Raw genomic sequence first — 13,126 nt, 5'->3', positions numbered from 1 at the left:
CAATGCAAGGAGAGTCGCAATGGGTTTCGTCTTCGCCGCACTTAGCCTGAATCGCACGTCGCCAGGCGCTATCCCGGTTCCCCCGCGCAAGCGCGCCCAAAAGCTTCACATCGCCGGTTCCATCGCCATGGGCCCGTTGTTGAAGGAGATCGCCGCCAAATATCACATGCTGCACCCGGATATCGCGGTGGATCTTGAGCTGGCTGGCTCGGCGCGCGGCCTGGAGGATGTGCGGGCAGGCCATGCGCACATCGCCATGCTTTCGCGCGCCTTGGCGCCGGCCGAGCGGGACTTTTACGGCATTCCGATTGCGCGTGACGGCGTCGGCGTTATCGTGCATGCCAATAATCCGCTGCATGAGCTAAGCGTCGAACAGTTACAGTCCATTTTCACTGGCGTTGCGCGCGAATGGAAAGAACTTGGCGGCAAGCGCGACTCTGTCTATGCTCTCGGCGGCTTGCGGGATGACTCTTCGAGCGCTTTGTTTGCACGTTTTCTCAAACAGCCGCTGGATGCGTTCAACCTCAATGCTGCGGTGGAGTCGAACCTTGAAAGGCTGGCAGTTGTTGCGGCCTGCGAAAACGCGATTGCCTATGTATCGGTCGGTACGGCGGAGAAAGCAATCGCGCAAGGCGTGCCTGTGCGGCTGCTCCCAATAGCAGGAATTCCAGCCAGCAGCGCAAATATCCGCAATGGCAGCTACCCGGTTTGCCGTGTCCTGACGCTGGCCAGCCGCGATGCGCCAACAGGCGTCGCGCGCAGTTTCTTCGCGTTCTGCCTTTCCGCGCAAGTGAACGGCATCCTGTCGGCCTTCGACTTTGTCCCTTATCTGGACTGACGCCATGGACATGAGCTTTATCCTTTCCGGAGTTCTGGCGACGTCGGCGCTGCTGGCGATCAAATGGGGGCGGATGCGCCAGGCGGCACATCGGCAGGTCATTGGCGAGAACGAGGAGCTATTGCGCTCCAATCGCAGCCTTCGCATGGCTGCACGCTTTCGCCATGGTTTGCTGCAGGCGGGCAGTACCGAGCAGATGATGGCGACGGCATGCAGGGCAATTTCGGAAGAAGGCGGTTATTCGCTTTCCTGCATCGGCCTGGCCGCTCCGGGCGGGGGCAGGGAAGCGGTCGCGGCCGAATTGCATGGTACGGTGGCCGGCCGGTTTGCCGCAGCGGCAGGCGGCTGGCGGTATGGCTACAGCTGTGGCGGTATAGCTCGTGAAGCGATGCAGGCGGCTCGCCCCATCCTGGGTCGTGGCGGCGCTGCCGAATATGGTTTTCCGAGCGCCCTGGCCTTGCCGCTGCATGGCGCCGTGGAGGGCTCCGCGCCAACCGGCGTCCTGTGTATTTGTTCCAGCGACCCTTCTGCCTTCGGGGGCGAAGAGTTAGCCGTTCTGGAGGGGTTGGCGGGCGAACTGGCCTTGGCAATCAAAGGCATGCGGGAAGCCACCGAGCGCCGCGCCGCGGAAGTAGCGCAGGCTTACCACGCCAATTTTGTCCCAGCGACTGGATTGGCTAACCGGGCTTTGTTTAACGACCGCCTGGGTCAGGCCCTGCTAACCGCCGAACGCAGTGGCCGCAAGGTGGCGGTACTTGCTTTGACCCTTGATCGCTATCGTGGCGTGAAGGCAAGCCTGGGACACGAGGCTTGCGATGCGCTGTTGGCGCACATGGCAAGCCTGATTAAATCCTGCCTGAATGAAGGCGATACCGTGGCCCATCTGCTCGGCAACGAATTTGCGGTCATCGTCGGGGATATGGCAAACGATGAGGATGTGCTGCCGGTGGCAGCCAGGTTGCTTGGCGCTGTCAAGGAGCCGATGCGCTGGCGCGATACCATCGTGACGACTACTGCCAGCATCGGCATTTCGTTAATGGATAGGGAGGGATGTGACGCATCCAACATGCTGCGTTCCGCCAATTCGGCCATGGCACAAGCGTTGGGCCTCGGCGGCAACCGATTCCGCTTTGTAGCGACGGAAATGAACGAGCGCGTGGCGCGCATGTTCGCGTTGGAGGCGGAATTGCGCCGTGCCTTGCTGTACAAAGAGTTTGTCCTTCACTACCAGCCGCGCGTCGCGCTGAACGATGGCGGCCTGTCCACCGCCGAAGCGCTGGTGCACTGGGAGCACCCGACTCGAGGCCTGGTGCCGCCGGGAGAATTTATCGCGCTGGCGGAAAGCAGCGGCCTTGTTGTCCCCCTGGGTGCATGGGCTTTGCGTGAGGTCTGCCGCCAACTGGGGGCATGGCGGGAGGCAGGCTTGCCGGCGGCGCCGGTGTGTATCCACCTTTCGGCGCGGCAGTTCCAGGAAGAAGGTTTGGTGGAGCACATTTCGGTGGCATTGGCAGAATACGGCGTTCCTGCCGCCATGCTTACCATCGAAATCAGCGAATCGCAGTTGGACGAGAGACTCGATGAAGCGGTAGCAAGGCTAGCCGAATTGAGGGTGATTGGGGTCCGCCTCTCCCTGTGCGACTTCGGCAAAGGGCATTCGTCTCTCGCCCGCTTGCGTATGCTGCAGGTGGATAAAGTGGTGATCGATCGCTCTGTCGTGGGTGAGCTAGGCAGTGAGCAATCTGCCGAGGCAATCTGCCGCGCCATCATCGACGTCGGGCACAACCTCAATATGCAGGTAGTGGGCGAGGGTGTGGAAACCTTGCTGCAACGGGAATGGCTGCGCGCCCACCATTGTGATGAGATCCAGGGCAGCTTCAGCGCGGGGCCCATGCCGCCGCAGGAGTTCAGCCAACTCCTGACGGTCGAGCGCCCGAGATCGAATACAATGCTGCCCCTATGGAGAGCATTCAATCACAAGGAGTAGCAGTCATCGGCGGCGGCCCCGCTGGCCTGATGGCGGCGGAAGTCCTGGCGGCGGCCGGGCAAAGGGTCGACGTTTACGACGCCATGCCTTCGGTCGGCCGCAAATTCCTGCTGGCCGGGCGTGGCGGCATGAATATCACGCATTCGGAGCCGTATGGCGCCTTTGTTGGCCGTTACGGCAGCCGCGCGGACGATCTGCGCCCCATGCTGGATGCCTTCACGCCGGACGACCTGCGCGCCTGGGTGCATGGCCTGGGCATCGATACCTTTGTCGGCACCTCCGGCCGCGTTTTCCCGACGGAGATGAAAGCAGCGCCCATGCTGCGCGCTTGGCTGCACCGCCTGCGCGAGAGCGGCGTGCATTTCCACCAGCGCCATCGCTGGCTGGGCTGGTCGCCCGATGGCGCGCTGCGCTTTGAAACACCGGACGGCGAGTGCACTGCGCAGCACCCGGCGGTCCTGCTCGCGCTGGGCGGGGCAAGTTGGGCGCGCCTGGGGTCGGATGGCGCCTGGCAGCCTTTGCTGGCTGCGCGCGGTGTCGAGCTCTCGCCCCTGGTGCCGGCCAATTGTGGTTTTGATGCCGACTGGAGCCCGCATTTTGCTGAGCGATACGCTGGCCAACCGCTGACGACGGTTGCAATCGGCGGCCGCAAAGGCCAGATGGTTGTCACGGCGACGGGCGTCGAAGGCAGCCTGATTTATGCGCTGTCGGCCGGTATCCGCGACAGCATCGCGGTGCATGGCAGCGCGACCATCAAACTGGACCTGCTGCCCGACTGGTCGCTGGAAAAAGTGCAACAGGAACTGGCGCATCCACGCGGTTCGCGTTCGATGTCGAGCTTCCTGCAAAGCCGCCTGCACATCAAGGGTGTGAAGACTGGATTGCTGCATGAGGTTCTGGATAAAGATGCGTTCCACGATCCGCAGCGCGTGGCTGCAACGTTGAAGGCCTTGCCGGTAACCCTGCGCCAGCCGCGTCCTATCGATGAGGCGATCAGTACCGCCGGCGGTGTACGTTTCGAGGCGTTGCAGGGGGCGATGCTGAAGGCGGCGCCGGGCGTGTTCGTGGCCGGTGAAATGCTGGACTGGGAAGCGCCGACCGGCGGCTACCTGTTGACTGCCTGTTTCGCCAGCGGCAAGGCCGCCGGCAAAGACCTGCTGAGTTATTTAATGGACCCAGCTAACGCCGCCTGAACCATTGCGGCTGACATTGCGGTCGCTTGGGTTGCCATAGACTTTGATGTCGCCGCTGCCGCGCACCGTCAGGTCGGCTGACTGGCGGGCAAAGACGTCGGTATTGCCTGAGCCCTGCAAGACCACTGTCACCTTGTCGGAAGCCAGGTGTTGCGCATCCAGTTTTCCGGAGCCGCTCAGTTCTGCCGTCAGCTCCTTGCAGTTACCGCTGGATTTGATGGCGCCCGTGCCGACCATTTCCAGCTGCACGGTCTCACCATGCCCGGTATTCAGGTTCAGGCCGCCGCTGCCGTGCACACCTGCTTCAACATTCTTATAGCGGCCATTGAAGGCCAGGTTGCCCGAGCCTTGCAACTCCACGCTCAGGTGCTCGCCGCTAAAGCCGTCCACCGTGCTGTCACCACTGCCGTTGATCACCAGTTCGTTCAGCGACGGCAGCACCAGCTCAACTTCAATTGGACGGCGAGGGTGCAGCAGCAAACCCTTGGAACCGATGCGCAGGGTCGTGCCATCCTGTTCGGTAGCGATATTGCCCAGCAGGCGCTGCTCGCCGCGCACTTTCAAGGAAGGGACGTCACCTTGCTTCAGGCGCAGGTCGATCGGTCCCACCAGTTCAACGCTGGAGACAGTTGCGCCGACCTGGCGAATTTCCGTGCGGGCTGCCCGGCCGGCCACGCTGGTAGGGTTGGAGGCGCCCTGGGCGCGCAGCATGCTGTAAGAAACGCCAGTTAGCAGCACAGCCACCAGGGCCATTCCCAGGCCAATCTTGATGAGGGAACGAATGTTCATGGCGTTTCCTTTCAATGGCCGCGCAATAGCGAAGCGTTCATCTGGATGTAGCGCTTCAAGCCGATCAGGGAGTAGCGGGTGACGACGACGCTGACCAGGGTGAGCACGATGCCCAGCAATACCAGGCCAATGCCTACCGCCGTTTGCGTGGCGCGTGATTCGTTATCGAGGTCGGAGGTGATGCGCACGCCGCTTTCGGCCATCGCTTCCGCGCCTTCGAGCCATTTTTCGGATTTGCTGTCCGCTTCGTCCAGTTCCTTACGCAGGCCCGGTGAAGGTTCCTGGAACATTTCGATGCCCTGGTCGCTGATCGCAATCTTGGTTTGCATGCGGGAGTCTACTTTTCCGCCCTCGTCGTCGACAATCACGAGGTGACGCAAAGGGCCGCTCAATACCAGTTCATTGGCGCCGGCCAGTCCAGTTGCGGTAATGGCAATTCCGCTGATGTAAAGCGCAAAGGCGCTGGCATACACGGAAATAAGCAGGGCCGAAAACACTGCTGCCGGCACCACCATGAAGAGGTTGAAGATGCCGAGGCCGATGAAGGAAACCATCATACGGGCCAGGCTGGCCGGGCTGCGGGTTTGTTCGAATGCGCTGCGGTGGGCGTTGGCGCGCAGGGTCATGGCGATCTTGCGCGGCTCGTCCAGGTCGGCGAGGATTTCGTCTTCGGTCTGGCCGGCGGCGAGGCTGTCAATGAAACGCTGCTCGTAGTAAGCCATGGTCTTTGCCGCCACGTCGGGCGGCAAGCCGGTGAGGGCTTTCTTCAGTGCGTCGAGGTACTCATTCTTGCTCATTGGAAACTATCGCCTCCCTTTTTCTCCATGGTGGCACTGTACCGCCCGCACTGAAGGCTCTCCAGCTGTTTACGACAGAATGCAGAAATGCGGGGGCAGGCGACTTTGGCGGGGGACAGGCGGACCATCAGGGAATCACGCTTTCGCCATGGCGCGGGCAGCCAGGGCGCCGCTGCGTGCGGCCATTTCCAGCGTGGCAGGGTATTCGCCGGCTGTGTAGTCGCCCGCCAGCACCAGTCCAGGCAGCGCCGTTTCATTGGCTGGCCGCTGCAGGCCCGGCGTGCAGGCGAAGGTGGCGCGTTTTTCGGTAATGACTTTACACCATGACGGATTGGCAAGGGCGGGCTGCGCCAGATCGGCGGCCAGTTGCTTTGCGATGGCGGCCGCTAGCTCGTCCTGCGGCAGGTCCGATGCCGCGCTCGATGCGCTGATTACCACGGCGAATAAGCCATCCTGGCGCTCATCCAACTGGCCGCGATCGAAGACGAACTGGCCCCAGCGCGCCTTGGCCGCATCGTCGATCAGCGCCAGGAAAGGCGCTTGCAGGCGGGTACCGGATGGATACTGCAGGTAGCAGGTGGTGATCGGTTCGGGTGCGAAAGCGTTGAGCTGGTTCGCCAGGGCCTCGGTTTCCGGCCGTTGCGACAGGAGGGCGGCGCTGGCGGCTGGAGATGCAGCCAGGATCACGCCGTCGAATTCGGCCGCGAGTGCGCCGCCAACCCCGGCGCCGCTGGCTTCAAGCGTCCATTTGCCTGCCGCAGGGCGGATTGCTGTGACTTTGGCGCCAACGTGGATGGCATGTCCCCGCGCCTGCGCTTGCAGCCAGGCTGCGGCGGCATCCGGGAAGAGGGCGGAAAGATCGGCGCGCGGAACCAGCATGTCGGACGCAGCGCGATTTGCGCCAAGGCTGTCTCGCAGCACCGCAAGGAAAACATTCGCGGAAGCGCGTTCCGGTGGCGTATTCAGGGCCGCCAGGCACAAAGGGCGCCACATCAACGCCACGATGCGTGGCGTCTGGTCAAAGCGTTCCAGCAGCTCGGCTACGCTGCAATCATGGTTCAGGTACCAGCCCATCCAGCGCGCTGTGGTGGTAAAGCGGGCCAGGGCCATCTTGTCTTCGCGCGCCAGGCCGCGGGCGCGAATCAGGGCAATCGCCACGTGCAGCGGCGCCGGTAAGCGGGGCGCCACAAAGTCCATGCCGCCGGTGCCGGCGGGATAGCGCATTTGCAGGGGCAGGGTCAAAACGGCGGTATCGAGGTCGACGCCCACCGCCCGCATGAGCCGCAAAGATTCGGAATACGCGCCCAACATGATGTGCTGGCCGTTATCAAGCTCACGTCCGTCGACGGTTACGCGGCGCGCGCGGCCGCCCAGCGTCCGGGAAGCCTCGAACAGGGTTACCTGATGGCCCGCGCGCGCCAGTTCCACGGCGGAGCTGAAACCGGCCCAGCCGCCGCCAACGACGGCAAATTGCTTAGCCACGGACCCAGGTCTTCCAGGCCAGCCACAGTTTGCGGATAGGCGTCAGCGAAATGCGCTGCTTGAGGACGTGGTAACCGTCTTCCTCAATTTCATTCAACAGGGTGCGGTAGATCGCAGCCATGATCAGGCCAGGGCGCTGGGCGCGGCGGTCTTCCTTCGGCAGCAGGGCAAACGCTTCGTCATACGCCTTTTGCGCGCGCGCCACCTGGAATTGCATCAGCTTCGAGAAGTTCTCGGATTCGCGTGCGTTCAGCAGGTCGGCTGCGGTCACATTGAACTGCTGCAGCTCGTTGACGGGCAGGTAGATGCGGCCCTTGCGCGCGTCTTCGCCGACGTCGCGGATGATGTTGGTGAGCTGGAAGGCATGGCCCAGCTTTTCTGCGTATTGCAGGGTTTCCGGACGGGTAGCGCCAAAAATCGATGCAGACAAGATACCCACCACGCTGGCGACGTGCCAGCAGTACTTGGTCAGGCCTGCGTAATCGAGGTAGCGAGTCTGGTTCAGGTCCATCTCCATGCCATCGATAATCGCCTGCATATGCTCCTGCTTCAGGGCATACGTAGCGATATGCGGCTGGAGTGCCAGGGTCACGGGGTGCGACTGTTTGTTCTCATACATCTGGGCGATTTCGTTGCGCCACCACGCCAGCTTGATGCGCGCCAGCGACTCGTCGGTGCACTCATCGACGGTGTCGTCCACTTCGCGGCAGAAGGCGTACAGCGCCGTGATGGCACGGCGGCGCTCCGGCGGCAGGAACAGGAAGCTGTAGTAGAAACTGGAGCCGCTCGCGGCGGCCTTCTGCTGGCAGTATTCGTCGGGGGACATGTTCTTATGGCTTGGGTAATGCTGACAAAGGCGCTATTTTATAGTGAAGAGGGCTTCATTCGAAGCGCGCGCCAGAAAACCTTGAACCAATCGCGCTTTTCGAGCTTGGGGCGGCGCAGGAAAACGTCGTATTCGACTTCTTCGATTGCCTCCAAAATACGCAGGCCTCCCTGTACGACCATGCGCAGTTCCAGGCCAATGCGGCCTTTCAGGCGGCAGGCAAGCGGCGCGCCCTCCAGCATCAGTGCGCGGGCGCGATCGACCTGGAATTTCATCATGGCGCGCCATTTGGCCCTGTTATCGGGGCGCGCCAGGTGGGCCGGCGACAGCGCATAGCGGGCCAAATCCTCCATCGGGAGGTAAATGCGCTCTTTATGCTCGTCGATGGCGACATCTTGCAAGAAGTTGATGATCTGTAGGGCGGAGCAAATGGCGTCCGACTGGCGGATGTTTTCTTCCTCAGCCGCGCCGTACAGGTGCAGCATCAGGAGGCCGACCGGGTTGGCGGAGCGGGCGCAGTAATCGAGCAGGGTGGCGTAATCCTGGTAACGGCTTACTTCCACGTCCTGTTTGAAGGCGGACAGCAGGTCGTAGAAAGGACGCAGTGGCAGTTGGTGGCGCTCGATGGCGCCTGCCAGGCGCTCAAACATAGGTTCATGACCACCCTCGGCGCGTTCAATGCGGCCCAGGGCTTCTTCATAGGCGGTCAGGCCCGCCAGGCGTTGCTCAGGCGTGGCATCGCCTTCGTCGGCGATATCGTCGGCGCTGCGGGCAAAGGCATAAATCGCTTCCACCGCCGGGCGCAATCGGCGCGGCATCAGGACGGAAGCGACAGGGAAATTCTCGTAATGGTCAACGGACATAGAGGTGCTGTTCTAAATTAATGACGCGAAAGTCATTTGCAAGTACGGTTGACCCGGCTATAATTTTTTACTAAACGGAAAGTCAGTTAGTTCCGGAATGCAAATAATAATGGCAAAGATGCACTCCCGGCAATTGCCAGAGACACTTAAAAGGAATTCCATCGTGTTCGTCGCGAAAAAACTACCCGTGGTTGCAGCCTGTGCCGTGCTGCTCGCCGCCTGTTCGAAAGAAGCCCCCAAGACTGAAGATATCCGTCCGGTGCGCGCCATGGTGCTGCAAAGCTCGGACATCGATGTGAATGCCGAGTTCTCCGGCGAAGTGCGCGCGCGCGTTGAATCGCGCCTTGGATTCCGCGTCGGCGGCAAGATCGTGTCCCGCAAAGTCGACGTGGGCAGCGTAGTCAAACGCGGCCAGGCGCTGATGGATCTCGACCCGCAAGACCTGAAGCTGTCGCAGGCGCAGGCCATGGCCGCCTTGCGTGCGGCGGAGACCAACCGCGACCTGGCCAGCGCGGAGTTGAAGCGCTACCAGGAACTGCGCGACAAGAATTTCGTCAGCCAGGCCATCCTCGACGCCAAGCTGTCGGCCGCCAAATCGGCTCAGGCCCAGGTGGATTCGGCCCAGGCGGCCTATCGCGGTCAGTCGAACCAGGCCGGATACGCGAGCCTGGAATCGGATATCGACGGTGTGGTGACCGCGGTGGACGCTGAAGTGGGTCAAGTGGTTGCGCCGGGTACGCCTGTGGTGCGCGTTGCGAAGACGGACGAAAAAGAAATTGTGTTCGGCGTGCCGGAGGATAAGGTCGATACGCTGCGCGCCATTTCGGACGTGCATGTGCGCCTGTGGGCCTCACCTGACAAGTCGGTGCTGGGCAAAATTCGTGAAATTTCGCCGGTGGCAGACCCCTCGACCCGTACCTACGCCTTCCGTGTTTCGATTCCTGCCAGCCTGGCCGAAGCCAAGCTGGGCATGACGGCGCTGGTGGCCTTCGCCTCCCGTACGCCGCAGCCGCAGATCAAGGTGCCGCTGACGGCGCTGTTCCATGAAAAAGCCGCTACCTCCGTGTGGGTCGTTGAAAACGGCGCAGTGCGCCTGGTGCCGGTCACCGTGAGCGGCGTTTCGGGCAATGACCTGGTTCTCGGTAGTGGCGTCAAGCCTGGCCAGACCGTGGTCACCGCGGGGGTGAACCTGCTTAAGCAAGGCCAGAAAGTGACCATCCTCGGAGCCGCCAAATGAGGGGCTTCAACCTTTCTCGATGGGCGCTGGAGCACGTTCCGCTCACGCGCTACCTGATGGCGGTGCTGATTCTGGGCGGCCTGCTCGCGTATAAAAACCTGGGGCAGGACGAAGACCCGCCGTTCACCTTCCGTTCGATGGTCGTGCAGGCGTTCTGGCCTGGCGCCACGGCGTTGCAGATGGCCGAGCAGGTCACGGATAAGCTGGAAAAGAAGCTGCAGGAAACGCCTTTTGTCCACGAAATCACCAGCTATTCCAAGCCTGGCCAGACCCTGATCATTCTCAGCCTGCGTGAATCCACGCCGCCGAAAGAAGTGTCGCAGGCCTGGTACCAGGTGCGCAAAAAAATTGGCGATATCCGGGCGACGCTGCCGTCCGGCGTACAGGGGCCGGTATTCAATGACGAATTCGGCGATACCTACGGCTCGATCTTCGCGCTGTCTGGCGACGGTTTCTCCTACGCGGAGCTGAAGGACTACGCGGATCTTGTGCGCCAACAGCTGCTTGGCGTGAAAAAAGTCTCGAAGGTCGAACTGTTCGGCGTGCAGGACGAGAAGATCAATATCGAGTTCTCGCACAAGAAATTCGCCCAGCTCGGCTTGACGGTCGAACAGATCGCCAACCAGATCACCACCCAGAACGTGGTGGAGGCGACCGGTGTTGTGGTCACGCCGACCGATAACCTGCAAGTTCGCGTATCGGGCGCGCTGCGAACGGTCAAGGACCTTGCAGAGCTGGAGCTGCGTGCCAATAACACCACCTTCCGCCTGGGCGACTTCGCGACCATTAAACGCGAATACCAGGACCCGCCGCGCGACAAGATGCGCTTTAATGGCAAGGAAGTGATCGGCCTTGGCGTCTCGATGGAGAAGGGCGGCAACATCATCCTGATGGGCAATGACCTGGAAAAGACGGTCGATGCCATGAAGTCCAAACTGCCGGTCGGCATTGAGCTGGAGCGCGTGTCGAACCAGCCTGCTGCGGTAAAGGCATCCGTCGGCGAATTCGTGCATACCTTGATTGAGGCGGTGCTGATCGTGCTGGCGGTGAGTTTTGTTTCCCTGGGCCTGCATTCCAAGCCCAAGCTGCGTCTCGATGCGCGTCCAGGCCTGGTGGTGGCGTTGACCATTCCACTGGTGCTGGCGGTGACTTTCCTGTTCATGCGCATCCTCGACATCGACTTGCACAAGATATCGCTCGGTGCCTTGATCATCGCGCTTGGCTTGCTGGTTGACGACGCGATCATTGCCGTTGAAATGATGGTGCGCAAGATGGAGGAGGGGCATTCGCGGCTGGAAGCGGCGACCTTCGCCTACACCTCCACTGCGATGCCGATGCTGACCGGTACATTGATCACCGTTGCGGGCTTCCTGCCTATCGGCCTGGCTGCGTCGGCCGCTGGCGAGTACACCTTCTCGCTGTTCTCCGTGAACGCGATTGCGCTGGTGACGTCGTGGGTCGTCGCCGTGGTGTTCACGCCTTACATTGGCTTCCTGCTGCTGAACGTGAAACCGCATGCAGAAGGCGGCGAGCATCACGAGTTGTTCGACTCTCCGGGCTATCGCAAATTCCGTGCGGTCGTGAACTGGTGCGTCGAATACCGCAAGACCACCATCGTAGCGACGATGGTTGTATTCGCGCTTGGCGTGTACGGTTTCAAGTTCATCGAGAAGCAGTTCTTCCCGGATTCGAGCCGTCCCGAATTGATGGTGGAGATGTGGTCGCCGGAAGGCACGGCATTCAGCCAGACTGAACGCCAGGCGAAGAAGTTCGAGGAATTCATCCGCAAGGAGCCTGGTGTGGCGAGTGTGACGACCTATGTCGGCACCGGCAGCCCGCGCTTCTACCTGCCGCTGAACCAGATTTTCCCGCAGACGAACGTGTCGCAGACCGTAGTGTTGGCAAAAGACCTGCATGCTCGCGAGGAGTTGCGTAAGAAGATCAGCAATGTCTTCAAGACCGATTTCCCCGAAGTACGCGGCCGGGTGCAGCTGCTGCCGAATGGTCCGCCGGTGCCATACCCGGTCCAGTTCCGCGTGACGGGCACCGAGGTCGACACCGTTCGCTCGATTGCGGACAAGGTCAAAGACATCATGCGCGAAAACAAAAACGCGGTGGGCGTGAACGACAACTGGAACGAGTCGGTCAAGGTGCTGCGCCTCGACCTGGACCAGGACAAGATGCGCGCGCTTGGAGTTACCTCGCAGACCGTGATGCGCGCTGCAAACACGATCCTGTCCGGTACGCCGATTGGGCAGTTCCGTGAGGGCATCCGCCTGATCGATATCCAGGTGCGCCAGCCGCTGGATGAGCGCAATACCATCTCCGTGCTGAACGATACCTATATCCCGACCAATAGCGGGCGTTCGGTGCCGATCTCGCAGCTGGCCCGTGTGCATTTCGTGTGGGAGCCGGGCGTGGTGTGGCGCGAGGGCAGGGAATGGGCGATTACCGTGCAGTCCGACGTGGTGGAAGGTGTGCAGGGTCCGACGGTGTCGGACCAGATCAATCCGAAGCTGGATGAATTGCGCGCCAAGCTGCCGCCTGGCTACGAAATCCGCGTGAAGGGTGCTGCTTCGGACAGCAGTGCGGCGGAGGAGTCGATTGCGGCCAACTTGCCGTTGGCGGTGTTCATCATCTTTACTCTGCTGATGTTGCAGCTGCATAGCTTCTCACGGGCGCTGCTGGTATTCCTGACCGGACCGCTGGGTGTGGCGGGTGCGGCAATGGCGTTACTGGTGATGGGGCGTCCGCTGGGCTTTGTGGCGAACCTGGGAATTATTGCGCTGTTCGGGATGATTATCCGTAACTCGGTGATTCTGGTGGACCAGATCGAGCAGGATATCAAGGCGGGTGTTCCGGCCTGGGATGCCATCGTGGAATCGGCGGTTCGCCGCTGCCGCCCGATCATCCTGACGGCTGCTGCGGCGGCGCTGGCGATGATTCCGTTGTCGCGCTCCGTGTTCTGGGGGCCGATGGCGGTGGCGATTATGGGCGGGCTGATTCTGGCAACTGCGCTGACGTTGTTGTTCTTGCCAGCTTTGTATGCTGCCTGGTTCCGCGTGCCAAAACCCGGCAAACCTGGGACAGACCCGAGGGTCTGACCCTTCCACAGAA

At 61.5% G+C, this 13,126-nt stretch carries 10 protein-coding genes; 5 read left to right on the top strand and 5 right to left on the bottom strand.

Annotated features, from left to right (window positions below; genetic code table 11):
• Nucleotides 1–19 precede the first annotated feature (19 nt).
• The 3 genes from AC1RTP_RS26110 to AC1RTP_RS26100 are packed head-to-tail and all read left to right on the top strand — an operon-like array spanning nucleotide 20 to nucleotide 4,015.
• On the top strand, nucleotides 20–838 hold the full coding sequence (locus tag AC1RTP_RS26110; RefSeq protein WP_498611560.1) for a substrate-binding domain-containing protein: 819 nt from the start codon (nucleotides 20–22) through the stop codon (nucleotides 836–838).
• Between the two features lie 4 nt (nucleotides 839–842).
• Complete coding sequence (locus tag AC1RTP_RS26105) at nucleotides 843–2,822, top strand: putative bifunctional diguanylate cyclase/phosphodiesterase (protein ID WP_498611559.1); 1,980 nt, start codon at nucleotides 843–845, stop codon at nucleotides 2,820–2,822.
• Nucleotides 2,795–4,015, top strand: a complete 1,221-nt coding sequence (locus tag AC1RTP_RS26100; RefSeq protein WP_498611558.1) for a TIGR03862 family flavoprotein — start codon at nucleotides 2,795–2,797, stop codon at nucleotides 4,013–4,015. The genes AC1RTP_RS26105 and AC1RTP_RS26100 overlap by 28 nt, the downstream gene beginning before the upstream one ends.
• Here AC1RTP_RS26100 and AC1RTP_RS26095 read toward each other — a convergent pair.
• The 5 genes from AC1RTP_RS26095 to hpnC all read right to left on the bottom strand — a co-directional run bounded on the left by AC1RTP_RS26095 (nucleotide 3,989) and on the right by hpnC (nucleotide 8,772).
• Complete coding sequence (locus AC1RTP_RS26095; protein WP_498611557.1) at nucleotides 3,989–4,804, bottom strand: head GIN domain-containing protein; 816 nt, start codon at nucleotides 4,802–4,804, stop codon at nucleotides 3,989–3,991. The genes AC1RTP_RS26100 and AC1RTP_RS26095 overlap by 27 nt on opposite strands.
• Before the next feature lie 11 nt (nucleotides 4,805–4,815).
• Nucleotides 4,816–5,601, bottom strand: a complete 786-nt coding sequence (locus AC1RTP_RS26090) for a DUF1700 domain-containing protein (protein ID WP_498611556.1) — start codon at nucleotides 5,599–5,601, stop codon at nucleotides 4,816–4,818.
• Between the two features lie 135 nt (nucleotides 5,602–5,736).
• Complete coding sequence (hpnE, locus tag AC1RTP_RS26085) at nucleotides 5,737–7,083, bottom strand: hydroxysqualene dehydroxylase HpnE (RefSeq protein WP_498611555.1); 1,347 nt, start codon at nucleotides 7,081–7,083, stop codon at nucleotides 5,737–5,739.
• Entirely contained in the window at nucleotides 7,076–7,909 is an 834-nt protein-coding gene (gene hpnD / locus AC1RTP_RS26080) for a presqualene diphosphate synthase HpnD (protein WP_498611554.1), read from the bottom strand. The genes hpnE and hpnD overlap by 8 nt, the downstream gene beginning before the upstream one ends.
• Nucleotides 7,910–7,947: 38 nt before the next feature.
• Nucleotides 7,948–8,772, bottom strand: coding sequence for a squalene synthase HpnC (gene hpnC / locus AC1RTP_RS26075; protein WP_498611553.1), 825 nt, complete (start codon nucleotides 8,770–8,772; stop codon nucleotides 7,948–7,950).
• Between the two features lie 163 nt (nucleotides 8,773–8,935).
• On the opposite strand from hpnC, the gene AC1RTP_RS26070 reads away from it, so the two are divergent.
• Both AC1RTP_RS26070 and AC1RTP_RS26065 read left to right on the top strand, forming a co-directional pair.
• Complete coding sequence (locus AC1RTP_RS26070; protein WP_498611552.1) at nucleotides 8,936–10,009, top strand: efflux RND transporter periplasmic adaptor subunit; 1,074 nt, start codon at nucleotides 8,936–8,938, stop codon at nucleotides 10,007–10,009.
• Entirely contained in the window at nucleotides 10,006–13,113 is a 3,108-nt protein-coding gene (locus tag AC1RTP_RS26065; RefSeq protein WP_498611551.1) for an efflux RND transporter permease subunit, read from the top strand. The genes AC1RTP_RS26070 and AC1RTP_RS26065 overlap by 4 nt, the downstream gene beginning before the upstream one ends.
• Nucleotides 13,114–13,126 lie beyond the last annotated feature (13 nt).

The sequence above is a fragment of the Pseudoduganella sp. GW821-FHT11H04 genome, assembly GCF_058807935.1.
This window is presented reverse-complemented; position numbering and strand designations above follow the sequence as displayed.